Raw genomic sequence first — 24473 nt, 5'->3', positions numbered from 1 at the left:
CCCTGCGCTATCCTCGAGTCATGAGCGTTCAGCACGAGATCTCCCAACGTGATCTCCGGAACCGGTCCGGCGAGATCATGGACGCGGTCGAGCACGGGGAAACCTTCACCGTGACCCGTAGCGGTTCGCCCATCGCCCAGCTGGTTCCGCTGTGTCGTCGTCACGCCGTTTCCCGGGAACAGTTCGCCACCGGCTCGGCCAACGCTCCGCTCATCGACCCGGACAGGTTCCGCGCGGACCTCGACGACGCTTTCGAAGGGGAGGTGGAAGATCCCTATGGCCGCTGAGGTCCACGGCCTGCTCGACACGAACATCCTCATCCTCCGGCGGACGATCGACCACGCCCAGCTGCCGGACCTGATGTCGATCAGCACGATCACGCTCGCCGAACTGTCCGCGGGGCCGCATTACGCCACCGATCCGGCCGAGCGGGCGCGGCGTACGGATCTGCTGCAACGGGTGGAGTCCGAATTCGACCCGCTGCCCTTCGGCACCGAGGCGGCCAGGATCTTCGGCCGGGTGTCGGCGTCCGTGCTCGCGATGGGCAGGACACCCCGGCGCCGGGTGGCCGATCTGATGATCGCCAGCGTGGCCATCGCGCACCGGATGCCGCTCTACACGACGAATCCTCAGGATTTCGAAGGCCTGAAGGAACTTCTGGAGGTCGTTCCGGTCACCCGGCCGGCGTGAGGCGCTTCCGCGTCGACGTCCGGTACTGCCCCGGCGCTTGGTCGCGGGCACGCCGGAAAGCCCGGCTGAACGCGTACACCGACGTGTAGCCGACCGAGCGCGCGATGGTGTCCACCGTGTCGTCGGTGTCGCGCAGCCGCACCGCGGCCAGGTCCATCCGCCACAGCGTCAGGTAGTCGCCGGGCGTCCGGCCGGTGGTTTCGCGGAACCGGCGGGTCAATGTGCTGCGTGAGGTCGACAGTTCCGCCGCGAGCAGGTCGGTGGTCCAGGGTTTCGCCGGGTCCTCGTGGATCTTGGCCAGCGCCACGCCGATCAGCGGATCGCCCAGGATGCCGAGCCAGGTTCCCCGCGTCTCGGCGGGTTTCTCGGTCCGCCAAGCGCGGAGCAGCTGGACCAGGAGGATGTCGACGAGCCGGTTGAGGACGAAGTCGGTGGCGATCTGCGGGCTCGCCAGTTCCCGCGACAGCAGCCGCACGGTGTCGTCCAGTCCGTCGCGGCCGCGGTTCGCGCGGATGTGCACCACCTCCGGCAGGGTGGCGAGCACCTGGGTGGACACAGCCGGGTCGTAGTCGTAGGACGCGCCGAGGACGTGCGTCTCGACCTCCCCGGAGCCGAGGCGCAGCACGCCGCCGCAGTCGCGCGCCTTCTCCGCCGCACTGCACAGATTGGGAATGATCGCGACGTCCGGGGCGCTGCGCAGGGTGTGTTCCGGCCCGTTCGGCAGCAGGACGACGTCGCCGGGCATGAGCTGCCGCGGTGGGTGCCCGGCCAGTTCCAGCCAGGCCGTCCCGCAGGTGACCGCGTAGAAGGCGGCGCGGGTGATGCCGTGCCAGAGGATGCCCCACGGCCCGGACGCCTCGATGCGGGCGCCGGCCGTGCCCCGGACACCGCCCACGGCGAGCACTTCGGCCAAAAGGTCCATGTCGGCGATGATAATGCGACAGACGGATATGTTCATGGCCATTCTGAGCATCGATGGGATCACTCGGTGCGCCATACGATCGAGGTCATGACAGACACCTTCGACTTCGACAAGATCAACCGAAGCGTGATCGCCGAGTTCCGTGAAACGGGCGGCAAGGCGGGCGGCATGTTCGAGGGCTACCCGCTCGTCCTCGTCCACCACACCGGCGCGAAGTCCGGGACCGAGCGGATCGCGCCGCTCGTCCCGCTCCTCGAGGACGACCGGATCTACATCTTCGCGAGCAAGGGCGGCGCCGACGACAACCCGGCGTGGTTCCACAACCTGGTGGCCAACCCGGACACCAAGGTCGAGCTCGGCACCGAGACCTTTCCCGTCCGCGCACGCGTGCTCACCGGCGCCGAGCGCGACGAGGTCTATGCCAGGCAGTCGGCCCTCATGCCGCAGTTCGCCGAGTACCAGAGCAAGACCAACCGGGTCATCCCGGTGTTCGAGCTGGAGCGCGTCTAGCCCCTCGTGAGTGGTGAGGACGGCTCTAACCGTCGTCACCACTCACGACGCCCACGCCGATCCGGCGTTTTTGTCGGGCCCCGGTGATAGAACCGATCCGTGACCCCCAAGATCGACATCGCGCAGCGCCGCGCCCGGCTCGCGACGCGTCATCGCCTCACCACGCCCGCCGAGTCGGTGCTCGCCGCCGCGGACGCGGTCGTCGCGCTGCACGCCACGGATCCGGCGTCCGTGCACTTGTCGGCCTGGGCGCGCGTGAAAGGCAACGGCGTCGCCGAAGTGGAGAGCGCGCTCTACGAAGAGCGCACGCTGATCCGGATGCTCGGCATGCGCCGCACGGTGTTCGTCCTCGGGCACGAGAACGCGGCCCTCGTGCAGGCCGCGTGTTCCGCCGACATCGCCAAGAAGCAGCGCCGCCTGCTCGAACAGCACCTTGGCACGCAGGGACATCCGGAGAACGTGCCGGAGCCGGCACGCTGGCTGGCCGAGGTCGAGGACGCGACGGAGCGCGCGCTGAAGGCCCGCGGTTCCGCCACGGCGCAGGAGCTTTCCCAGGACGAGCCACGCCTGAAGCAGCAACTCCTGATGGCGAAGGGAAAGCCGTACGAGGCGATCGCCAACGTCACCAGCCGCGTCCTGTTCCAGCTCGCGGTCGACGGCCGCATCGTGCGCGGCCGCCCGCGCGGCAGCTGGATCAGCAGCCAGTACTACTGGGCCCCGATGGCGGACTGGCTGCCACAGGGCCTCGCCGGCTGGGACGCCGACGCGGCCAGGGTCGAGCTGGCCCGAAGGTGGCTCTACGCCTACGGCCCCGCCCCGATCGCGGACCTCCGCTGGTGGACGGGCTGGACGATCGGCCAGACGAAGAAGGCGCTCGCCGAGATTCAGCCGGTCGAGGTCGATCTCGACGGCGTCCCCGGCGTGGTGCTCGCCGACGATCTGGAGCCGGTCGCGGAGCCCGAACCCTGGGTCGCCCTGCTCCCGTCCCTCGACCCGACGGCGATGGGGTGGATCGAGCGCGACTGGTACCTCGGTCCGCACAAGGCGCCGTTGTTCGACGGCACCGGCAACATCGGGCCCACCGTCTGGGCCGACGGCCGCATCGTCGGCGGCTGGGCGCAGCGGCCGGACGGCGAGGTCGTCCATCACCTCCTGGAGGACGTGGGCGCGGACGTCGAACGGGCCGTCGAGGCGGAGGCGAACCACCTGGCCGAGTGGTTCGGAGAGGTGCGAGTCACGCCACGGATGCGCACACCGCTGGAGCGACGGCTAGCACAGTGAAGCTGAGAGTTTTCCCAAGACGTCCTGGTAGCGACGCACTTAATCGATTCTTGACCTGACCCACCGAGTGGTGGAAGTCTCGTCAGGGCAAAGAGGGTCGCCCGAGCACGCACGCTAGGGTTGCGCCCGAGTAAAGGACGTCTTACCGGGGCGATCCCGGACGAGTCTCAAGGGAGTGGCAGCAGTGACGGTTCGCGTAGGTGTCAACGGCTTCGGCCGCATCGGCCGCAACTTCTTCCGGGCCGTGCAGGCCGCCGGTCACGACATCGAGGTGGTCGCGTTCAACGACCTCGGCGACGTCGCCACCATGGCCCACCTGCTGAAGTACGACTCCATCCTCGGCCGCTTCCCGGGCGAGGTCAGCGTCAGCGACGAGGGCATCGTCGTCGACGGCAAGACGATCAAGGCCCTCGCCGAGCGCGACCCGGCCAACCTGCCCTGGGGCGACCTGGGCGTGGACGTCGTCGTCGAGTCGACCGGTTTCTTCACCAACGGCGACGCCGCCAAGGCGCACATCGCCGGTGGCGCCAAGAAGGTCATCATCTCCGCGCCCGCCAAGGGCGAGGACCTGACCGTGGTGCTGGGCGTCAACGACGACAAGTACGACGGTTCGCAGACCATCATCTCGAACGCGTCCTGCACCACCAACTGCCTCGGCCCGCTGGCCAAGGTCCTCAACGACGCCTTCGGCATCGAGCAGGGCCTGATGACCACGATCCACGCGTACACGCAGGACCAGAACCTGCAGGACGCGCCGCACAAGGACCTGCGCCGCGCCCGCGCCGCCGCGCTGAGCATGGTCCCGACCTCGACCGGTGCCGCCAAGGCCATCGGCCTGGTCCTGCCGGAGCTCAACGGCAAGCTCGACGGCTACGCGGTCCGCGTCCCGGTCCCGACCGGTTCGGCCACCGACCTCACCGTCACGCTCGCCAAGAGCGCGACCATCGAGGAGATCAACGCCGCGTACAAGGCCGCCGCCGAGGGCCCCCTGGCCGGCATCCTGCGCTACAGCGACGACCCGATCGTCTCGGCCGACATCGTCACCGACCCGGCCTCCTGCATCTACGACGCGCCGCTGACCAAGGTCATCGGCAACCAGGTCAAGGTCGTCGGCTGGTACGACAACGAGTGGGGCTACTCGAACCGCCTCGCCGACCTCGTCAAGCTCGTCGGCACCAAGCTCTCCTGAGCCATGGCGCTGAAGAACCTCGAAGACCTGCTGAGCGGGGACGTTTCGGGCCGGTACGTACTCGTGCGTTCCGACCTGAACGTCCCCCTCGACGGGGAGACCATCACCGACGACGGCCGTGTCCGCGCGGCCCTGCCGACCCTCAAGCGCCTCGCCGAGGCGGGCGCGAAGGTGGTCGTCACGGCGCACCTCGGCCGTCCCAAGGGCGAGCCGGACCCGAAGTTCTCGCTCGCGCCCGTCGCCGCGAAGCTCACCGAGCTGCTCGGCGTCGACGTCCCGCTGGCCGGTGACCTGGTCGGCGAGTCCGCCAAGGCCACCGTCGCCGGTCTGCACGACGGCCAGGTGGCCCTGCTGGAGAACGTGCGCTTCGACGCGCGCGAGACCAGCAAGGTCGAGGCCGAGCGGCAGGAGCTGGCCGCCGAGCTGGCCGCGCTCGTCCCCGGCGGCGCGTTCGTCTCCGACGGTTTCGGTGTCGTGCACCGCAAGCAGGCCTCGGTCTACGAGATCGCGCGGGCGCTTCCGGCGTACGCGGGCGGCCTCGTGCTGGCTGAGGTGGACGTCCTCAAGAAGCTGACCGAGGACCTCGCGCGGCCGTACGTCGTCGTCCTCGGCGGCGCGAAGGTGTCGGACAAGCTGGGCGTCATCGCCAACCTGCTGACCAAGGTCGACAGGCTCCTCATCGGCGGTGGCATGGCGTACACCTTCCTCAAGGCCCAGGGCCACGAGGTCGGCAACTCGCTGCTGCAGGAGGACCAGCTGGACCAGGTCCGCGGCTTCCTCGCCGAGGCGGAGAAACGCGGCGTCGAGCTGATCCTGCCGGTGGACGTCCTCGCCGCGACGGGCTTCGCGGCCGACGCGGAGTTCGACGTCGTCGACGCGACGGCCATCCCGGCCGGCCGCATGGGCCTCGACATCGGCCCGAAGTCGCGTGAGCTGTTCGCGGGCAAGCTGGCCGACGCGGCGACCGTGTTCTGGAACGGCCCGATGGGCGTGTTCGAGTTCGAGTCCTTCGCCGGCGGCACCCGTGCCGTGGCCGAAGCGCTGGTGAAGAGCGACGCCTTCACGGTGGTCGGCGGTGGCGACTCCGCCGCGGCCGTGCGGCAGCTCGGCCTGCCGGAGGACGGCTTCTCGCACATCTCGACCGGCGGCGGCGCGTCGCTGGAGTACCTGGAGGGCAAGGAACTGCCCGGAGTCGCTGTGCTGGGAGAGAACGACTAGTGGCGCGCAAACCGCTCATCGCCGGCAACTGGAAGATGAACCAGAACCACCTCGAAGCCATCGCGCTGGTTCAGAAGATCGCCTTCGCCCTGCCGGAGAAGTACTACGCGAAGGTCGACGTCGCGGTCCTGCCGCCGTTCACCGACATCCGCAGCGTCCAGACGCTGACCGACGGCGACAAGCTGTCGCTCACCTACGGCGCCCAGGACCTGTCGCCGCACGACTCCGGTGCCTACACCGGCGACGTGTCGGGCCCGATGCTGGCGAAGCTGGGCTGCAGCTTCGTCACCGTCGGGCACTCGGAGCGGCGTGAGTACCACGGCGAGTCCGACGAACTGGTGAACAAGAAGGTCAAGGCCGCGCTCAAGCACGGCATCAAGCCGATCCTGTGCGTGGGGGAGAAGCTCGAGGTCCGCGAGGCCGGGGAGCACATCGCCCACACCACGGCCCAGCTGGTCGAGGGCCTCAAGGGGCTCAAGGCCGAGCAGGTCAAGGACGTCGTCGTCGCCTACGAGCCGGTCTGGGCGATCGGGACCGGCAAGGTCGCGACCCCGCAGGACGCCGAGGAGGTGTGCGGAGCCATCCGCGCCACCCTCGCGGAGAAGTACGGTGCCGAGGTCGCGTCCTCGGTCCGCGTGCTCTACGGCGGCTCGGCCAAGGCCAACAACATCAGTGACCTCGTCGCCTGCGAGAACATCGATGGTGCGCTCGTCGGTGGTGCCAGCCTGGATGGTGACGAGTTCACCAAACTCTGCGCACTCGCCGCGGGCGGGCCCCTGCCCTGATCGGGGCACCTACCGGGTAACCTGGGTATCCGGTCCGTCACACAGCAGTGGACGAGTCCAGGAGTACGGTGTGTTCTGGCGGTCAAGAGCCGCTGGTGGCACACCGTTTTCCTGCATTCTCCAAGAGCGCAGAGGATGACATGAAGCTGTTCCTGCAAATCCTGTTGATCGCCTCCAGCGTGCTGCTGGTGGTCGCCGTGTTGCTGCACCGCGGCCGTGGTGGCGGTCTGTCTTCGCTGTTCGGTGGCGGTATGCAGTCGAGCCTCTCCGGCTCGAGCGTGGCCGAGAAGAACCTCGACCGGATCACGCTGCTGCTGGGCGCGGTGTGGCTGATCAGCATCATCGGCCTCGGGCTCCTGCTCAAGGTCTGATCGATCCAGGTGTTTCGGCGTGCCTATGGGGGGCGCGCCGCCGATCCCTATAGGTGTGAGGATTCATGGTTGGCGGTAACGCGATTCGGGGCACCCGTGTGGGTGCCGGGCCTTCGGGCGAATCGGAGCGGGGTGAGTCGGCGCCGCGGCGCCGTATTTCCTACTGGTGCGCCAACGGGCACGAGGCACAGCCCTCGTTCTCGATGGACGCCGAGATTCCCGACGAGTGGGACTGCCCGCGTTGCGGGCTCCCCGGTGGGCAGGACGAGAAGAACCCTCCTGCCGCGCCGCGGACCGAGCCTTACAAGACTCACCTCGCGTACGTGAAGGAACGGCGTTCCGACGCCGACGGCGAGGCCATCCTCGCCGAGGCGCTGGAGCGGTTGCGCCAGCGCCGGGAGATCTAGCAGCTGCTCACCGGTCGAGCGGGTACCGGGCACGCACCCGGAACCCGCCGTCCTCGGTGTCGGCGGTTTCGAAGCTCCCACCCAGCAGTCGAGCGCGTTCGGCCAGCCCGGTCAGCCCGTGCCCTCCCGAGGGCAGGGCCGCACCGGGGGTCCGAGCGCGCTCGTTGCGTATTTCGACCTTGAGCGAACCGTGCTCGCCCTGGATCCGGATGGTCGCGGTGGCGCCCGGTGCGTGTTTGTGCACGTTGGTCAGGCATTCCTGCACGGTCCGGTAGGCCGCCGCCGAAACCTGGCTGGGCAGCAGATCGGGGATCCGCTCCACGGTCAGGTGCACCGGGACGTCCGAGCCGCGGATCAGCCGGTCGAGTTCGTTGATGCCCGGCCGGGGCCCGTCGTCCTCGGAGCCCGAGCGGAGCACGCTCACGAGTGAGCGCAGCTCTTCGAGGGTCTTGGTGCTCAGCTTCCGGATGACCTGCGCGGTTTCGAGCGACCGGGCGTCGGTGGTCTGCGCCTGCAGCGCGCCGGCCTGCATCGCGATCAGCGTGATCTGGTGCGAGACGACGTCGTGCATCTCCCGCGCGAGGCGGGCGCGCTCCTCCGCGCGGACGGCGTCGGCGTGGAAGCGGCGTTCGCGGTCGCGGCTGGCGGCGAGTTCGGACAGCTTCTGCGAGATCTCGGTCCGCGCTCCGATGAGCAGGCCGATGGCCACCGGCATCCCGGCGACGATGACGCCGTAGATGCCGTCCAGGACGTGTTCGCGCCAGCTGAGCTCGACGAAGTCGGCCAGCGGCCACTGCACGAACCGGCAGGTGAAGACGAGCGCGAAGCCGGCCCAGGTCTGCCAGTGCATCTGTTTGCGGGTGGCGAGGAAGCCGAGCGCGATCATCGCGGCCAGCTGCGACCACCCCGCCAGGAAGCCGGGGACGGTGACGATCACCGCGAGGAACGGCAGCTTGCGCCGGAAGGCGAGGCCGAGGCACGCGGCGCCGGACAGGTAGATCGAGTATGGCTGGGCCTTCTCGGGGATCACCAGCCAGACGTCGAGCGCGGCGAGGAAGATCGCGAGCGTGTCGATACCCAGGGCGACCAGCGCCGGACGTTTGAGCTTGGCGAACGACATGACCCCGGCGGCACGGCGCATCCGGTCGGCGGCGTCCGCTCCGGAGCCGCCCACCGAGATACCTGGCATCGAGAGACCCTCTGTGCTCATCGCTGGCGACCTCACTCGTCTTGTGGACTTGGATGGTGAGACGTGTTCTTCGCCCGATCGGGACGCGCAGGAACGAACAAATGTGCGGATGCTAACGGGTGGATGTACAAGGGCGGTAAGTTTCCCCCAGTCGGGCTAGCGACTGGGCGATCACTGTCCGTTCTGCGGACAAGTGCATGAACGTTCGGTCGGTCGAACCCACACCGGACCACCCGGGCTCGGTGGTCCGCTGATCATTTCGACGCGCGAACAAGTCCTCTCTGATGCCGAAGTCCGGGGAAGTTGATCTATGTCACGTTTCGTGGTCGCGCGGTGACCCTGCCGCGCGAGTTCCGTGAAGGCCTCCTTCACTACCTTCAGGGTAGGGAAGGAGGCCTTCACGGACTTCCGCCATGAGGGTGTCACCGCCGCCGCCGCCTGGTGGGTCGTGATCAGGCTCGTGACTCGCGTGATCCAAGACGTAACTCGCGTGTCTGGAGACGTAACTCGCGTGTGGCGCCTCCAATCACGCGAGTTACGCCTCTGATCACGCGAGTCACGCCTTGGGTCACGGTGCCCGGATGCGCGTGAAGGCCCCCTTCCCTCGGCTCAGCCGAGGGAAGGGGGCCTTCACGCGCGAAACGTCAGCCCGTAGGCGGCTGATAGACCTTCGTGAGTTTCGAGGCGGAGCCTCGGTCCAGCAGCCAGAGTGTGCGGCGCGAGCCGCGTGCCCCGGCCACCGGGATCTCGACCTCGCCCGCACCGGCCAGCGCCTGCGCGACGGCGTCCGCCTTGGCGTCGCCGCCGGTGACCAGCCAGATGTCCTGCGCGCGACGGATCGCGGGCAGGGTCAGCGAGATGCGGGTCGGCGGCGGCTTCGGGCAGTCGCGCACCGCGACGACCGAGCGTTCCTTCTCGTGCACCGCCGGGCTGTCCGGGAAGATCGAGGCGGTGTGCCCCTCCCCGCCGAGGCCCAGCAGCATGATGTCGAACGCCGGGACCTCAGGGGTCAGGATCTCCGCGTAGGCGGCGGCCGCCGCGTCCACGTCATCGCCGAACTCGCCGTCCGAAGGTGCCATGGCGTGCACCCGCTTCGGGTCGAGCGGCACGTGGTCGAGCAGTGCCTCACGGGCCTGCTTCTCGTTGCGCTCGTCCGAATCCGCCGGGACGAAGCGCTCGTCTCCCCAGTAGACGTCCAGCCGCGACCAGTCGATGGCGTCACGGGCACTGGAGTCGCGCAGTTCCCGCAGGATCGCGATCCCGGTGCCACCGCCGGTGAGCACCACCGAAGCGGAACCCTTGGCGGCCTGGACGTCCACGAGCCGGGTGACCAGCCTGGCCGCCGCGGCGGCGGCCAGGAGGTCCGGGTTCTCGTAGACGACGACCTCGGTCTTGCTCATGAGGCGCTCTTCGCGGTCTTGGCGGCCGGAGCCTTCTTCGCCGCCGGAGCCGCCTTCTTCGCCGGAGCGGGCTTGGCCGCGGTACCCGTCGAGATCTTGCCGAGCCCGTTCAGCGAAGCCTCGTAGACCTCGTCCGGGTCGAGCCGCCGCAGCTCCTCGATCAGGCAGTCCTTGTTGTCCCGCCGCTGCAGGGCGATCCGGCGCGTCGGCTGGCCCGGCTGAGTCAGCGTGCCGACCCGTCCGTCCGGCCGGTGCAGTTCCACCGGGCCGGAACGCCGGTCCAGCGTCACCGAGATGATGCCCGCCGCGCCGCTGCTCTTGACCCGCTTCACCGGCACCTTGAGGTACTCGGCCAGCCAGCCGGCGAGCAGTTCGGTCGACGGCGAGTCGGCCTCGCCGGTCACTGTCGCGCCGGTGACCTTCTCGTACGGAGGAAGGTCCAAAGCGGACACCAGCTGCGCGCGCCACCGGGTCAGCCGGGTCCACGCCAAATCGGTGTCACCCTCCACATAGGACTTCGCCCGCGTGGTGAGTGCCCTTATGGGCGCCTTCTCCGCCGCCGAGTCGGTGATCCGGCGCTGCGCCAGCTCACCGAGCGGGTCCTTGGCCGGAGCCTTCGGACCGGTGCCGGGCCACCAGGTGACGATCGGCGCGTCCGGCAGCAGCAGCGGCACGACCGCACTCTGCCCCTGCGAGGCCAGCGGACCGTAGAGCCGCAGGACGATGACCTCGCTCGCGCCGGCGTCGCCGCCGACCCGGATCTGGCCGTCGATCCGCGGCGCGGCGGTCCGCGCGCCCTTGGCCACCACGATCACCCGCGAGGGGTGTTCGCGGCTGGCCTCGTTGGCGGCCTCGATCGCCTCTTCGAGTTTGTCGTCGTCGTCGGCCACTATCACCAGCGTCAGCACGCGGCCGAGCGCGACCTGCCCGCCTTGTTCGCGGATCTCGACGAGTTTCTTGTTCAGCTGCGACGTCGTGGTCGACGGCAGGTCGATGATCACGGACGCCTCCAGTTCCGGCCGGTACGTTCCAGCATCTCGTCGGCGGACGGCGGTCCCCACGAACCGGGCGGGTACGCCTCGGGCGCGCCCTTCTTGGCCCAGTGGTCGAGGATCGGGTCCAGGATCTCCCAGGACAGCTCGACCTCTTCGTTCACCGGGAACAGCGACGGTTCGCCGAGCAGCACGTCCAGGATGAGCCGCTCGTAGGCCTCCGGAGACGACTCGGTGAAGGCGTGCCCGTACCCGAAGTCCATCGTGACGTCGCGGACCTCCATCGTGGTCCCCGGCACCTTCGACCCGAACCGCAGCGTGATGCCCTCGTCGGGCTGCACCCGGATCACCAGCGCGTTCTGGCCCAGCTCCTCGGTCGAGGTCGAGTCGAACGGCAGATGCGGCGCCCGTTTGAACACCACGGCGATCTCGGTGACCCGGCGGCCCAGCCGCTTGCCGGTGCGCAGGTAGAACGGCACACCCGCCCAGCGGCGGTTCTGCACCTCCAGCGTCACCGCGGCGTAGGTCTCGGTGGTCGAGTCCTTCGCGAAACCGCCTTCCTGCAGCAGGCCCGGCACCTTCATGCCGCCCTGCCAGCCGCCCGCGTACTGCCCGCGCGCGGTGGTCTCGTCGAACGGCGCCAGCGGCTTGGTCGCCGAAAGCACCTTGACCTTCTCCGCGCGGAGCGCGCGCGGGGCGAACGAGACCGGCTCCTCCATCGCGGTCAGCGCAAGGAGCTGCAGGAGGTGGTTCTGGATGACGTCGCGTGCGGCGCCGATGCCGTCGTAGTACCCCGCGCGGCCGCCGAGGCCGATGTCCTCGGCCATGGTGATCTGCACGTGGTCGACGTAGTTGGCGTTCCAGATCGGCTCGAACAGCTGGTTCGCGAACCGCAGCGCCAGCAGGTTCTGCACCGTCTCCTTGCCGAGGTAGTGGTCGATGCGGAACACCGACTCCTCGGGGAAGACGTCGTTCACGATCTCGTTGAGCTCCTTGGCGCTCTTGAGGTCGCGGCCGAACGGCTTCTCGATGACGACGCGGCGCCAGGTGTCCTCGCTCGCGTCGGCGAGGCCGGAGCGGGCGAGCTGCTTGGTCACCACCGGGAACGCGCTCGGCGGGATCGACAGGTAGAACGCGGTGTTGCCGCCGGTGCCACGCTCGGCGTCGAGGTCCTTGACCGTCTGCGCGAGCTTGTCGAAGGCCTCGTCGTCGTCGAAGGTGCCCTGCACGAACCGGATGCCTTCGGCGAGCCGGTTCCACACCGACTCCTTGAACGGCGTCCGCGCGTGCTCCTTGACCGAGTCGTGCACGAGCTCGCCGAAGTCCTGGTGCTCCCAGTCCCGGCGGGCGAATCCGACGAGCGAGAACCCGGCGGGCAGCAGCCCGCGGTGGGCCAGGTCGTAGATCGCCGGCATCAGCTTCTTGCGGGCGAGGTCACCGGTCACGCCGAAGATCACCAGGCTGGACGGCCCGGCGATCCGCGGCAGCCGCTTGTCGCGCGGGTCGCGCAGCGGGTTGTTCCAGGCTCGTGTCACTCGCCGGCCTCCTGTACCGCGCGGACCAGTTCGGCCAGGCCGGCGGCCCGGTCGGTGAGGTGCAGGCGCAGCACCGGACGACCGTGCTCGGCGAGCACCTGACCGTCACCCAGCGCCTGCGCGTGCTGCAGGACGCCGAGCGTGTACGGCCGGTCCGGGACGTCGAGGTCGTCCTCGACGGCGCCGGTGATCTGCAGGAAGACACCGTTCTGGTGCCCGCCCTTGTGGTACTGCCCGGTCGAGTGCAGGAACCGCGGCCCCCACCCGAAGGTGGTCTGGCGGCCGGTCCGCTTGGCGATCTCGCCGCGCAGGACGGCCGTCGACGCGTCGTCGAGCCGGTCGAGGTACGCCTGCACCGCGATGTAGCCGGTTTCCGGCGCGGAATCGAAGAAAGCCCGCAGGATGTCCGCGAGCTTCCCGTCCGTCGAAACGCCTTCCGAGCCGAACACCTCGACCGCGCCGTCCACAGTGGACGGCTCTTCGCCGCCCTTGAGCTTGTCCGGGTTGTCGAGCAGCGAACGCGCGGCCTTCTTGGCGGCCTCGACGTCGGGCTGGTCGAACGGGTTGATCCCGAGCAGCCGTCCGGCGAGCGCGGTGGCGAACTCCCACAGCAGGAACTGCGCGCCGAGCGAGCCGGTCACGGAGATCTTCGCCGCGCCTTCCGCCCGGCCGACGGCCACCGGGGTGGCGTCGCCCTTGGCGTCGGCGAAACCGGGGGAGTCCGGGCCCTCGACGGCGACCGGCAGGAGACCGGTGCCCTGCTTGCCGGTGGACTCGGCGATCAGCTGCTCCGCCCAGTCGGCGAAGCCCTTGATGCCCGATCCCGTGTCCGCGATGACGACCTTCTCGGCGCCTTTTTCGTGCGCCGCGCCCCACGCCGCCGCGAGTTTGACCGCGGGGTTGTCGACGGAGTCGGCGGCCAGCTCGTCGGCCACCGAAGCGGCCTGGTCGAGCAGGCGGGCGACGTCCGCTCCGGCGAGCCCGGCCGGGACGAGCCCGAACGCGGTCAGCGCCGAGTAGCGGCCACCGACGTTCGGATCGGCGAGGAAGACCTTGCGGTAACCCTCCTTTTCGGACAGTTCCGCGAACGGCGAGCCCGGGTCGGTGACGACCACGATCCGCCGCGCCGCGTCGATGCCCGCGTCGGCGAAGGCCTTCGCGAAGATCCGCCGGTGGCTGTCGGTCTCGACGGTGCCGCCGGATTTCGACGACACGACGATGACCGTGCGCTCCAGGTCACCGGCGAGCGCGTCGGCGACCTGACCGGGGTCGGTGGTGTCGAGGACCGTCAGCGGGACGCCGTCGGTCGCGGTGATGACCTCGGGGGCCAGCGACGAACCGCCCATGCCCGCGAGGACGACACGGTCGACGCCCTCGGAACGCAGGTCGGTCCGCAGTGCCTCGATCTCGCCGATCAACGGCCGCGAGGACTTGTGCAGCGTCGTCCACGAGAGACGGATCGACGCTTCGGACTCGGCTTCGGGACCCCACAGTGTGGCGTCCTGGGACGCCAGTTTCGATGCGACCTGGTCGGCGACGAGCCGCTCCGCGAACGGAGCGGCTTCGCCGGCCAGGGCGGCGTCGACGATTTCGACGCCGGTCGTTTCCCCTGCCATGGTCCAGATCAGTCCTTCGCCTTTTCCAGCTGCCCGGTGACGGTCTCGAGAAGCTCGGTCCACGACTTCTCGAACTTCTCGACGCCTTCGTTCTCCAGCGTCAGGAACACGTCGTCGATGTCGATGCCGACCACACGCAGCTTGTCGAAGACGACCTGCGCGTCGGGGCCCTTGCCGGTCACCGTGTCACCGGTGATCTCGGCGTGGTCGCCCGCGGCGTCGAGAGTCTTCTCCGGCATCGTGTTGACCGTGTCCTTGACGACGAGCTGGTCCACGTAGCGGGTGTCGGAGTACTGCGGGTCCTTCACGCCGGTGGAGGCCCACAGCGGACGCTGCGGGTTCGCACCGGCCTCGGCGAGCGCCTTCCAGCGGTCCGAAGCGAAGAGCTCCTCGAACGCCGCGTACGCGAGCCGCGCGTTGGCGATGGCGGCCTCACCGCGCAGGGCGGTGGCCGCGTCGGTGCCGATCGCGTCGAGGCGCTTGTCGATCTCGGTGTCCACGCGGGACACGAAGAACGACGCGACCGAGTGGATGCCCTTGAGGTCGTGGCCGTTGGCCTTCGCCTGCTCCAGTCCGGCGAAGTAGGCCTCGATGACCGCCCGGTACCGCTCGACCGAGAAGATCAGCGTGACGTTGACGCTGATGCCCTCGGCCAGGGTCTTGGTGATCGCCGGGAGACCCTCTTCGGTGGCCGGGATCTTGATCAGCACGTTCGGCCGGTCCACGGTCTTCCACAGGTCCTGCGCCTCGGCCACCGTCTTGTCGGAGTCCTTGGCCAGCCGCGGGTCCACCTCGATGGACACCCGGCCGTCGACCCCGTTCGTGGCGGTGTAGACGTCGCGGAACAGGTCCGCGGCGTTGCGCACGTCGGTGGTGGTCAGCTCACGGATGGTGGCCTCGACGTCGGCGCCGCGGGCGGCGAGCTCCTTGGTCTGCTCGTCGTACGCCTCGCCCTTCGACATCGCGTTGGCGAAGATCGTCGGGTTGGTCGTCACGCCCACGACGTGCTTGTCGCGGATCAGGTCGGCGAGGTTGCCCGTGTTCAGGCGCTCACGGGACAGGTCGTCGAGCCAGATCGACACCCCGGCCTCGGACAGCTGCGCGAGCTTGTCGTTGCTCATGCTTTCCCCTTCAGTTCTTGGTGTTGGCGATCGAGCGACGGGCGGCCTCGACGACTGCCTCCGCGGTGAAACCGAACTCACGGAACAGTGTGGCGGCGTCGGCCGACGCACCGAAGTGCTCGATCGAAACGTTCACCCCGGCGTCACCGGTGAAGCGGTGCCACGACTGGGCGATACCGGCTTCGACGGAGACGCGTGCCTTGACCGACGGCGGGATGACCGAGTCCTTGTAGGACTGGTCCTGCGCGTCGAACCACTCGACACACGGCATCGAGACGACGCTCGCCGGGATGCCGTCGGCTTCGAGGGTCTTGCGGGCCTCGACGGCCAGCTGGACCTCGGAGCCGGTCGCGATCAGCACGACCTCGGGGCTGCCGTTGGACGCCTCGGCGAGGACGTAACCGCCCCGCTTGACGCCTTCGGCGCTGGTGCCCTCCAGCACCGGCACGTTCTGCCGGGTGAGCGCGAGACCCGACGGGTGGTGGACGTCCTCCAGGACGGCCTTCCACGCGTACGCGGTCTCGTTGGCGTCCGCCGGGCGGACGACGTTGAGGCCGGGGATCGCGCGCAGCGAGGAGAGCTGCTCGATCGGCTGGTGGGTGGGGCCGTCCTCGCCCAGGCCGATCGAGTCGTGCGTCCACACGTAGGTGACCGGCGCCTTCATCAGCGCGGCCAGCCGGACGGGCGGGCGCATGTAGTCGGAGAAGATCAGGAACGTCGCGCCGTAGGGGCGGGTGCCGCCGTGCAGCGCGATGCCGTTGAGGATCGAGCCCATCGCGTGCTCGCGGATGCCGAAGTGCAGCGTCCGGCCGTACGGGCTGGTCTTCCACATGTCGGTGGAAGCCTTCTCCGGGCCGAACGAGTCGGCCCCCTTCATGGTGGTGTTGTTGCTCTCCGCGAGGTCCGCGGAACCGCCCCACAGCTCGGGAAGCGGCTCGGCGAGCGCGTTGAGCACCTCGCCGGAGGCCTTGCGGGTCGCGATGCCCTTGGCGTCCGGCTCCCACTTCGGCAGGTTGTCCGCGAAGCCCTCGGGCAGCGAACGGGTGGCCATCCGGTCCGCGATCTTCTTGCGCTCCGGGTTGGCGGCGCCCCACGCCTCGAACTTCTCCTGCCATTCGGCGCGGGCGGTCTTGCCGCGGTCGACGGCCTGGCGGGTGTGCGCGATGACCTCGTCGTCGACCTGGAAGGTCCGCTCCGGGTCGAAGCCGAGGATCTCCTTGACCGCGGCGACCTCTTCGGCGCCGAGCGCGGCGCCGTGGGCCTTGCCGGTGCCCATCTTCTTCGGCGCCGGGTACCCGATGACGGTCTTCAGCGCGATGAACGACGGGCGCTCGGTCTCGGCCTTCGCGGCCTTGATGGCCTCTTCGATCGCGACGACGTCCTCGCCACCCTCGACGACCTGGGTGTGCCACCCGTAGGCCTCGTAGCGCTTCACGACGTCCTCGGAGAGGGCGATCTTGGTGTCGTCCTCGATCGAGATCTCGTTGTCGTCCCAGAAGACGATCAGGTTGCCCAGCTCCTGGCGGCCGGCGATCGACGAGGCCTCGGCGGTGACGCCCTCTTCGATGTCACCGTCGGAGGCGATCACGTAGACGTAGTGGTCGAAGATGCTCTCGCCCTGCGGGGCGTCCGGGTCCAGCAGACCGCGCTCGCGGCGGGCCGCCATCGCCATGCCGACCGCGTTGGCCAGGCCCTGGCCGAGCGGGCCGGTGGTGGTCTCGACGCCCTTGGTGTGGCGGTACTCCGGGTGACCCGGGGTCTTCGAGTCCCACTTGCGCAGCTGCTTCAGGTCTTCCAGCTCCAGGCCGAACCCGGCGAGGTACAGCTGGATGTACAGGGTGAGGCTCGAGTGACCGGCGGAGAGGATGAAGCGGTCACGAGCGGGCCACTCCGGGTCGGCCGGGTCATGACGCAGCGTCCGCTGGAAGAGCGTGTAGGCGAGCGGCGCCAGGCTCATCGCGGTGCCGGGGTGACCGCTGCCGCAGTTCTCGACCGCGTCCGCGGCGAGCACCCGTACGGTGTCGACGGCCCGCGTGTCGTTCTCGGTCCAGTCGGCGGGCACGTTGCGCCGGAGGAGTGGGTTCTTCTCGCTGGTAGAGGCGGTTTCGGACACTGAACTCGAACTCCCCGTCATCAGGTTGTGGCTTCTCTTCCCTCGTGGATAACCCACGTGTACCGCTACTAATCTCAATCGATCCGGAAGGGACGATATTCCTGGTCCGGGCCGTTCGCAGGGGCACGCCGCGAGCTACCGCGGCCAGCCTAATGGTTCGGCCGGTCGAGGACCCGCGATCACCCTCTGGAAACAGCACGTCTAACATCGGGGGAGGGTTCAGAACACTCCGGATCCGGGGCCGCCACATCACCCGGAAGCCTGGTGGGCCCCGCCCCGAAAACTGACGCAGGGAGTGAAATGTCGTTGGTGAACGCTGCGCACGGACGCAGTGACAGCACCAGCGCCGTACATCCGACCGGTGAACGACCGCACGGTGGCCGGCGAACAATCCGCCAGGTCGTCGGCGCGTACGCCGCCCTCGCGAAGCCCAGGGTGATCGAGCTCCTCCTCGTCACCACGATTCCCGCGATGTTCCTGGCTGGCCGGGAAATCCCGTCCCCGTGGCTGGTCCTCGCGACGCTCGTGGGCGGCACCATGGCCGCCGGCAGTGCCAACGCCTTGAACTGCGTCATCGACGCGGACATCGACAAGGTGATGAACCGCACGAAGCGCCGGCCGCTGGTGAAGGAATCCGTCCCCCGGCGCGGCGCGCTGATCTTCGGTCTCGTGCTCGGCGTCCTGTCGTTCGTCGTGCTCTATTTCACGGTGAACCTGCTCTCGGCGATCCTCGCGATCGTGACGATCCTCTTCTACATCTTCGTCTACACGCTGGTGTTGAAGCGGCGTACGTCACAGAACGTGGTCTGGGGCGGCGCGGCGGGCTGCATGCCGGTCGTCATCGGCTGGGCCGCCGTCACCGGCACCGTCGAGTGGCCCGCGTTCGTGATGTTCGGCGTCATCTTCTTCTGGACCCCGCCGCACACCTGGGCGCTGGGCATGAAGTACCGCGAGGACTACGAGCGCGCCGGCGTGCCGATGCTGCCGGTGGTCGCCACCCCGCAGCACGTGGCCCGGCAGATCGTCATCTACTCGTGGGTGATGGTCGCGTGGACGCTGCTGCTGGTCCCGGTGACGAGCTGGATCTACACGACGTTCGCGATCCTGGCGGGTGGCTGGTTCCTCTTCTACGCGCACAGCCTGAACGCGGCGGTGCGGCGTGGCGAGGAGACCAAGCCGATGTCGCTGTTCCACCGGTCGAACACGTACCTGATGATCGTGTTCGTCGCGCTGGCGGTGGACTCGGCGATCGGGCTTCCCGCCATCGGGCTGCCTTTCTGATCCCTTTGGCATTTAGTCCTCTGGATGCGGTACTTGCACGCGCAAGTACCGCATCCAGAGGACTAAATGCATGGGCTTCCCAAGGTGTGGCATAGGGCGACGCGCCGGGTTACCCGTCGGTACCGTCCGGCGGAGTGACGAGCACGACCGAGCGCCCGGCCACCGTCCGGGCCGGCCGCGCGACCATGGCGGTCGCCTGCCTGATCGTCTTCACGGCCCAGATGGCGACGACGATCTACCTCCCCTCCCTCCCGATGATCGAGCGCGACTTCGCCGTGTCGCGCAGCATCGCGGCGCTCTCGGTGTCGCTGTTCGTCGTCGGCGCGGCGGCTCCGGTGGTGCTGTGGGGTAGGGCGGCCGATCGGCTCGGGCGGCGGGCGGCGATGCTGGCGGCACTCGGTCTCTTCGTCGCGTCCAGCGCGGTCCTGATCGTGAACGCCTCCCCGGCGTGGCTGCTCGTTCTCCGTTCCCTGCAAGGGATCGGTGCCGGAGGCGCGGCCATCATCGCCCGTATCGTCGTGCGCGACCTCGGCGACGGCGACGCGCTCGCCAAACGGCTTTCGGTGCTCTCCATCGCGTTCGTCACCGCACTCGGCGGCGGGCAGTTCGCAGGCGGGCTGATCGGCGGCTGGCAGGGCGGTTTCGTGGTGCTGACGGCGGCGGGTGTGCTGTGCGTCCTGGGCGCGCTGACGATTCCGCTCGGCGAGAGCCGCGCGGAGAAGACGGGCATGGTCCGCATCTACCTCCGGATCCTCACCGTTCCGGCGTTCCTGCGGCCGACGATGGCGGCGGGGCTCGGGTTCGCGACGATCGTGCTGCTCCAGGAGGTCGCGCCGTTCGTGTTCCAGCAGCACTTCGGGCTGAGCTCGGACCAGTACGGCGGCCTCGGGCTCCTGTTCGGGCTCGCGTACTTCGCCGGCGCGCTGCTGGTGAACCGGCTGGCCGGGCGCAAGGGGTCGCCGTGGCTGATGCGCGCGGGCGCGCTGATCATGACCGGCGCGGGCCTGCTGACGATCGTCTTGTGGCTCGTGCCCGCGATCCCGCTCACGGCCGCTTTCGTGACGTTCGTCGCGCTCTACTGCGGGACCACGTTCGGCCAGGCCGCGCTCTTCCCGAGCAGCATGGCCGTCGCGGTGAGCGAGGTGCCCGGACACGGCGCCTACGCCGTCGCGCTGTGCGGGTTCGTCGCGCAGTCGATCGCGGGGATCGCGGCCACGTTCGCCGTCCTGCTCCACGAGAACGTCGTATGGGCGAGTGTGGCGACCGTCCTGTCGCTGTCGGCCTTCCTCCTGGTCCGGGTGAGCGTGCGGGAATGAGATGATGGAGGGCGCCGTTGTACTTCGTTCGGCCCCTGTCCCACCTCTCGAAAGCAGGCTGCTTTTGTCCGTGTCCCCGGACCGGGAACTCGACGCGCTCGAGCAGGACGTCGCGCTCGAGCAGCAGTACGTCACCACCCTCTACCGCAAGCTCGACACCGAACGCGTCGACGCGCAGCGCAGGCTCGACGAGACGCTGCGCCAGACCGGCGGCACCCCGCAGGCGCGCACCGAACGCGACGTCGCCACGACGCTCTACACCGACAGGCTGTCCCAGCTGAGCTCCGTCGAGCAGGGCCTGTGCTTCGGCCGCCTCGACTTCCTGCCGGACCACGCGGAGGAGACCACCTACATCGGACGGCTCGGGCTGTTCGACGAGGACGACGACTACCGCCCCCTGCTCGTCGACTGGCGCGCGCCGGTCGCGCGGCCGTTCTATCTCGCCACCGCCGCTTCACCCGAAGGTGTCCGGCGGCGTCGCCACATCCGGTCGCTGAGCCGGAAGGTCGTCGGCGTCGACGACGAGATCCTCGACCTCTCCGCCGCCGACCAGGGCCAGGACCTCGGGCTCGCGGGCGAGGCGGCCCTGCTGGCCGCGCTGGAGCGCCGCCGCACCGGCGAGATGAGCGACATCGTCGCCACCATCCAGGCCGAGCAGGACCGCATCATCCGCGCGTCGCCGAACGGCGTCCTCGTGGTCCAGGGCGGGCCGGGCACCGGCAAGACCGCCGTCGCGCTGCACCGAGCGGCGTACCTGCTCTACACGCATCGCCAGCAGCTCACCACGCGCGGCGTGCTGGTGGTCGGGCCGAACAGCACGTTCCTCCGCTACATCGGGCAGGTGCTGCCGTCGCTGGGCGAGACCGGGGTGCTGCTGGCCACGATCGGCCAGCTGTACCCGGGGCTGGACGCCGCCGGTCCGGTCACGCGCGAAGCGGCCGAGATCAAGGGCCGCCCGGTGATGGCCGACGTGCTCGCCAACGCGGTCCGGGATCGTCAGCGGGTGCCGGAGCCGGTGCTGGAGATCGAGTTCGAGCGCGAGATCCTCATGCTCGACCGCAAGACCTGCACCGAGGCGCGGACGCGGGCGCGGCGGTCGCGCCGTCCGCACAACCTCGCGCGGCGGATCTTCGTCTCGGACCTCCTCGACGCGCTGACCCGGCAGGCCGCCCGGAAACTGGGGGAGGATCTGCTCGACGCCCGCGACGTCCAGGACATCCGGGCCGAGGTCGCCGCGGACAAGAACGTGGCCGCCGCGATCAACGGACTGTGGCCCAAACTCACCCCGGAGATCGTGCTCGACGAGCTGTTCGCCGACCGCGAACGGCTACGCAGCGCGGCGGGGAAAGCCTTGTCGGACACCGATCGTGAGCATCTCTACAGCCCGACGGACGCGAAGTGGAGCCCGTCGGACGTCCCGTTGCTCGACGAGCTCGCCGAGCTGCTCGGCGAGGACGACACCGAAGCCCGCGCCGAGGCCGCCCGCCGCGAGCGGGAAGACCGCGCCTACGCGGAAGGCGTGCTCGACATCCTCGAACAGGACGAGGAGATCGTCGACGAGGAACTGCTGCGGGTGGGCGACGTCCTCGACGCCGAACTGTTCGCCGAACGTCAGCAGCGCCGCAGCGAGATGACCGCGGCACAGCGGGCCGCCCAGGACCGGACCTGGACCTTCGGGCACGTGATCGTCGACGAGGCGCAGGAACTGACCGCGATGGACTGGCGGCTGCTGATGCGGCGGTCGCCGAACCGGTCGATGACACTGGTCGGCGACGTCGCCCAGACCGGCGCGGCCGGTGGGGCGAAGTCGTGGGGAGAGGCGCTTTCGCCGTACGTCGCCGACCGCTGGCGGCTCGAAGAACTGACCGTGAACTACCGGACCCCGGCGGAGATCATGGCCGTCGCGTCGCGGGTGCTCGCCGACGTCAACCCGGAGCTGGAGGCGCCGGTTTCGGTGCGGGAGACGGGTTTCGAGCCGTGGTTGCGTGAGGTGGACCCGGCGGAGCTCACCGCGGAACTGCCCGGCCTCGTCGACGCCGAACTGTCCGCTGTGGACGGTGGGACGGTCGCGGTGCTGTGCCCGTCGTCCTTGGTCCCCGCCCTGTCGGAGACGCTCGGCGAGTCGGGGGACCGGGTGTCGGTGATGCCGGTCGAGCGGGCGAAGGGGCTGGAGTTCGATTCGGTCCTGCTGGTCGCCCCGGACGAGGTCGTCGCCGAGTCGCCGCGCGGGCTCAACGATCTTTATGTGGCCCTGACCAGGGCGACCCGTCGGATGGGCGTAGTGCAGACCGGTGACCTTGTTCCCGCGCTGGAGGGTCTTGGCTAAGGTCGGCCGCATGCGCACATTCGGCAAGATCGTGGTCATCGGCGCGGGCGTCCTCGCCCTGGCGGCCTGTGGCGAAAAGCAGAACACCGCGGGTTCCGTCCAGTCGTCCTCCGGCGCGGCACCCGCGTCGGCGTCGTCGTCGGCTCCGGCCGCCCCGAAGGGCAAGGAATGCACGGCCGAGGACGTGAAGACCACCGGGAAGTTCGGCGAGGCGCCGACCATCACCATCCCGGACGACTGCGATCCGCCGAAGAAGCTCATCACCAAGGACCTCGAGCCCGGCACCGGCGAGGGCGCCAAGGCCGGCGCGAACCTGAAGATGAACTATTCGCTGGTCACCTGGTCCAACAAGCAGAAGCTGGACAGCTCGTTCGACCGCGGCGAGCCGTTCGACCTGACGCTCGGCGCCGGCATGGTCATCAAGGGCTGGGACCAGGGCCTCGAAGGGATCAAGCAGGGCGCGCGGCGGCTGCTGATCATCCCGCCGGACCTCGGCTACGGCCAGGGCGGGAACGGTATCGAGCCGAACGAGACGCTGGTGTTCGTGACCGACGCGGTGAGCGTCCCGACCGACAAGGGCTGACGGGCGCCGAGGTCGAGCTGAAGTCCGTGAAGGCCTCCTTGAGGGACCCAGAGTCCCTCAAGGAGGCCTTCACGGACTTTCACCTCAGCCGGCGTACTCCCAGGTGAGCAGGCTGATCTCCAAGCCTTTTTCGACCTTCGCCTCGGGCGGAGCGTCGGTCAGGGCGTAGCCGACGCGGCGGGCGACGGCCGCGCTGGCGGCGTTCTCGGCGTCGATCTTCAGCTGGAGCGGTCCCAGCCCGAGTTCCAGCGCGTGCGCGGTGAGCACCCGCAGCGACCGCGCCGCCAGATCCCGCCCGCGGTGGGCGGGGCCGACGGCGTATCCGAGCTCGGCCGCGTCGTCCTTCAGGAACAGCACCACTTCGCCGAGCGGCTCGCCGCCGTCGGCCGTGATGGCCAGCCGCAGCCCCGTGCCCTCGGCGCGGCGGGTGAGGTACTTCGCGTAGTGCGCCTTCGCCGCCGCCTCGTCGAACGGGGAGGGCAGCGGCGTGAACCGCGCGACGGCCGGGTTGTCGAACAACCCGGGCATGAAGGCGACGTCGTCTTCGACCCAGTCCCGCAGGACGAGCCCTTCACCGGTGAGCCGGACCTCGTCCGGCCAGAGCTTCGTCACGGGATCAGCAGGAGCTTGCCGGTGGTGCGGCGACCCTGAAGGTCCTCGTGCGCCTGACGGGCGTCGGCCAGCGGGTAGCGGCCGCCGATCCGGATGTTCAGCGAGCCGTCCTGCACGGCGGTGAACAGTTCGTTCACGCGCCACTCCAGCTCCTCGCGGGTGAGCACGTAGTGCGCGGAGGTCGGGCGGGTGAGGTACACCGAGCCGCTGCGGTTGAGCAGCTGCGGGTCGATCGGCGGCACCGGACCGCTGGCCGCGCCGTAGAGGGCGAGCAGGCCGCGGATCTTCAGGCTCGCCAGGCTGCCGTCCACAGTGGACTTGCCGACGCCGTCGTAGACGACCTCGACCCCCTTGCCGCCGGTGAGGTCGCGGGTGGCCTTGGCGAAGTCGACCTGGTCGTAGCGGATGACGTCGTCCGCGCCCGCCTGTTTGGCGAGTTCGGCCTTCTCGTCGGTGGAGACGGTGCCGATGACCCGGGCGCCGCGGGCTTTGGCCAGCTGGACCAGCAGCAGGCCCATGCCGCCCGCCGCGGCGTGGATCAGCACGTCGTCACCGGCCTTGACCTCGTAGGTCGAGGCGATCAGCGCGTGCGCGGTGATGCCCTGGAGCATCGTGGCGGCGGCGGTCTCCTCGGAAACGCCGTCCGGGATCTTCACCGCGATGGTGGCCGGGAGCAGACGGCGCTGGGCGTAACTGCCCAGCGAACCCTGCCAGGCGACCCGGTCGCCGACGGCGAAACCGGTCACGTCCGCGCCGACCGCGGCCACCGTGCCCGCACCCTCCATGCCCAGGACGAACGGGGTGTCGACCGGGTAGATGCCCTCGCGGTGATAGGTGTCGATGTAGTTGACGCCCGCCGCCGCGACGTCCACGAGCAGTTCACCGGAACCGGGTTCACCGACCTCGACTTGCGCCAGTTCAAGGACTTCGGGGCCACCGGTTCGCCGGATCTGCACTGCCGCGGGCATACATCCTCCTCGTTCAAGGTCGTTCCGACCGGCACAACTATGGCCGAC

23 protein-coding genes are annotated in these 24473 nt (G+C 69.3%); 13 read left to right on the top strand and 10 right to left on the bottom strand.

Annotation, left to right across the window (positions count from 1 at the left end):
* Positions 1 to 20 precede the first annotated feature (20 nt).
* Positions 21 to 287, top strand: coding sequence for a type II toxin-antitoxin system Phd/YefM family antitoxin (locus tag AB8M46_RS28465; protein WP_394362242.1), 267 nt, complete (start codon positions 21 to 23; stop codon positions 285 to 287).
* On the top strand, positions 277 to 690 hold the full coding sequence (locus AB8M46_RS28460) for a type II toxin-antitoxin system VapC family toxin (RefSeq protein ID WP_037344008.1): 414 nt from the start codon (positions 277 to 279) through the stop codon (positions 688 to 690). Before AB8M46_RS28465 ends, AB8M46_RS28460 begins: the two co-directional genes overlap by 11 nt.
* Here AB8M46_RS28460 and AB8M46_RS28455 read toward each other — a convergent pair.
* Positions 674 to 1612: an AraC family transcriptional regulator gene (locus AB8M46_RS28455; protein ID WP_394362241.1), complete on the bottom strand. Its 939-nt coding sequence runs from the start codon at positions 1610 to 1612 to the stop codon at positions 674 to 676. The genes AB8M46_RS28460 and AB8M46_RS28455 overlap by 17 nt on opposite strands.
* Positions 1613 to 1699: 87 nt before the next feature.
* Between AB8M46_RS28455 and AB8M46_RS28450 the strand changes: the two genes are divergently transcribed.
* The 7 genes from AB8M46_RS28450 (at position 1700) to AB8M46_RS28420 (ending at position 7373) form a co-directional block, all read left to right on the top strand.
* A complete protein-coding gene (locus AB8M46_RS28450; RefSeq protein WP_394362240.1) occupies positions 1700 to 2122 on the top strand; it encodes a nitroreductase family deazaflavin-dependent oxidoreductase in 423 nt (140 codons plus the stop codon).
* 99 nt (positions 2123 to 2221) lie between these two features.
* A complete protein-coding gene (locus AB8M46_RS28445) occupies positions 2222 to 3403 on the top strand; it encodes a winged helix DNA-binding domain-containing protein (protein ID WP_394362239.1) in 1182 nt (393 codons plus the stop codon).
* 184 nt (positions 3404 to 3587) lie between these two features.
* The gene (gene gap / locus AB8M46_RS28440) at positions 3588 to 4592 is read left to right on the top strand and encodes a type I glyceraldehyde-3-phosphate dehydrogenase (RefSeq protein ID WP_016333141.1); all 1005 of its coding nucleotides are present in this window, start codon (positions 3588 to 3590) and stop codon (positions 4590 to 4592) included.
* A 9-nt stretch (positions 4593 to 4601) separates the two neighbouring features.
* On the top strand, positions 4602 to 5810 hold the full coding sequence (locus AB8M46_RS28435; protein WP_304413655.1) for a phosphoglycerate kinase: 1209 nt from the start codon (positions 4602 to 4604) through the stop codon (positions 5808 to 5810).
* Positions 5810 to 6595, top strand: coding sequence for a triose-phosphate isomerase (gene tpiA / locus AB8M46_RS28430; protein WP_037344017.1), 786 nt, complete (start codon positions 5810 to 5812; stop codon positions 6593 to 6595). The genes AB8M46_RS28435 and tpiA overlap by 1 nt, the downstream gene beginning before the upstream one ends.
* A gap of 140 nt (positions 6596 to 6735) precedes the next feature.
* Positions 6736 to 6966, top strand: a complete 231-nt coding sequence (gene secG, locus AB8M46_RS28425; RefSeq protein WP_016333144.1) for a preprotein translocase subunit SecG — start codon at positions 6736 to 6738, stop codon at positions 6964 to 6966.
* A gap of 65 nt (positions 6967 to 7031) precedes the next feature.
* Entirely contained in the window at positions 7032 to 7373 is a 342-nt protein-coding gene (locus AB8M46_RS28420) for an RNA polymerase-binding protein RbpA (protein WP_034311760.1), read from the top strand.
* Between the two features lie 7 nt (positions 7374 to 7380).
* On the opposite strand, the gene AB8M46_RS28415 is transcribed toward AB8M46_RS28420, so the two are convergent.
* From AB8M46_RS28415 to tkt, 7 genes are all read right to left on the bottom strand, one after another.
* Complete coding sequence (locus AB8M46_RS28415) at positions 7381 to 8583, bottom strand: sensor histidine kinase (protein WP_162836902.1); 1203 nt, start codon at positions 8581 to 8583, stop codon at positions 7381 to 7383.
* A 623-nt stretch (positions 8584 to 9206) separates the two neighbouring features.
* Entirely contained in the window at positions 9207 to 9962 is a 756-nt protein-coding gene (pgl, locus tag AB8M46_RS28410) for a 6-phosphogluconolactonase (protein WP_016333147.1), read from the bottom strand.
* Complete coding sequence (gene opcA / locus AB8M46_RS28405; protein WP_037344020.1) at positions 9959 to 10963, bottom strand: glucose-6-phosphate dehydrogenase assembly protein OpcA; 1005 nt, start codon at positions 10961 to 10963, stop codon at positions 9959 to 9961. Before opcA ends, pgl begins: the two co-directional genes overlap by 4 nt.
* Positions 10960 to 12489 (bottom strand): glucose-6-phosphate dehydrogenase, encoded by a 1530-nt coding sequence (gene zwf / locus AB8M46_RS28400; RefSeq protein WP_016333149.1) that lies wholly within the window; start codon positions 12487 to 12489, stop codon positions 10960 to 10962. Before zwf ends, opcA begins: the two co-directional genes overlap by 4 nt.
* Positions 12486 to 14105 carry a glucose-6-phosphate isomerase gene (locus AB8M46_RS28395; RefSeq protein ID WP_394362238.1) on the bottom strand — a complete coding sequence of 540 codons (1620 nt, stop codon included), beginning with the start codon at positions 14103 to 14105 and terminating at the stop codon, positions 12486 to 12488. Before AB8M46_RS28395 ends, zwf begins: the two co-directional genes overlap by 4 nt.
* An 8-nt stretch (positions 14106 to 14113) precedes the next feature.
* Positions 14114 to 15226 (bottom strand): transaldolase, encoded by a 1113-nt coding sequence (gene tal, locus AB8M46_RS28390; protein WP_037344543.1) that lies wholly within the window; start codon positions 15224 to 15226, stop codon positions 14114 to 14116.
* A 10-nt stretch (positions 15227 to 15236) separates the two neighbouring features.
* Positions 15237 to 17339: a transketolase gene (gene tkt, locus AB8M46_RS28385; RefSeq protein WP_378428910.1), complete on the bottom strand. Its 2103-nt coding sequence runs from the start codon at positions 17337 to 17339 to the stop codon at positions 15237 to 15239.
* A 300-nt stretch (positions 17340 to 17639) separates the two neighbouring features.
* Between tkt and AB8M46_RS28380 the strand changes: the two genes are divergently transcribed.
* From AB8M46_RS28380 to AB8M46_RS28365, 4 genes are all read left to right on the top strand, one after another.
* Positions 17640 to 18620, top strand: a complete 981-nt coding sequence (locus tag AB8M46_RS28380) for a heme o synthase (RefSeq protein WP_016333153.1) — start codon at positions 17640 to 17642, stop codon at positions 18618 to 18620.
* A gap of 134 nt (positions 18621 to 18754) precedes the next feature.
* Positions 18755 to 19936, top strand: coding sequence for an MFS transporter (locus AB8M46_RS28375; protein WP_394362237.1), 1182 nt, complete (start codon positions 18755 to 18757; stop codon positions 19934 to 19936).
* Between the two features lie 70 nt (positions 19937 to 20006).
* Complete coding sequence (locus tag AB8M46_RS28370) at positions 20007 to 22262, top strand: HelD family protein (protein ID WP_394362427.1); 2256 nt, start codon at positions 20007 to 20009, stop codon at positions 22260 to 22262.
* A gap of 10 nt (positions 22263 to 22272) precedes the next feature.
* Complete coding sequence (locus tag AB8M46_RS28365; RefSeq protein ID WP_350597643.1) at positions 22273 to 22845, top strand: FKBP-type peptidyl-prolyl cis-trans isomerase; 573 nt, start codon at positions 22273 to 22275, stop codon at positions 22843 to 22845.
* Between the two features lie 84 nt (positions 22846 to 22929).
* On the opposite strand, the gene AB8M46_RS28360 is transcribed toward AB8M46_RS28365, so the two are convergent.
* Positions 22930 to 23457, bottom strand: coding sequence for a GNAT family N-acetyltransferase (locus tag AB8M46_RS28360; protein ID WP_394362236.1), 528 nt, complete (start codon positions 23455 to 23457; stop codon positions 22930 to 22932).
* Positions 23454 to 24425, bottom strand: a complete 972-nt coding sequence (locus AB8M46_RS28355; protein ID WP_037344033.1) for a quinone oxidoreductase — start codon at positions 24423 to 24425, stop codon at positions 23454 to 23456. Before AB8M46_RS28355 ends, AB8M46_RS28360 begins: the two co-directional genes overlap by 4 nt.
* Positions 24426 to 24473: the final 48 nt, after the last annotated feature.

The organism is Amycolatopsis sp. SB7-3 (assembly GCF_041021335.1).
In the GTDB taxonomy this organism is placed as follows: Bacteria; Actinomycetota; Actinomycetes; order Mycobacteriales; family Pseudonocardiaceae; genus Amycolatopsis; species Amycolatopsis japonica.
Note: the sequence above shows the minus strand (reverse complement) of the source record. Positions and strands in the feature narration are given on the sequence as shown.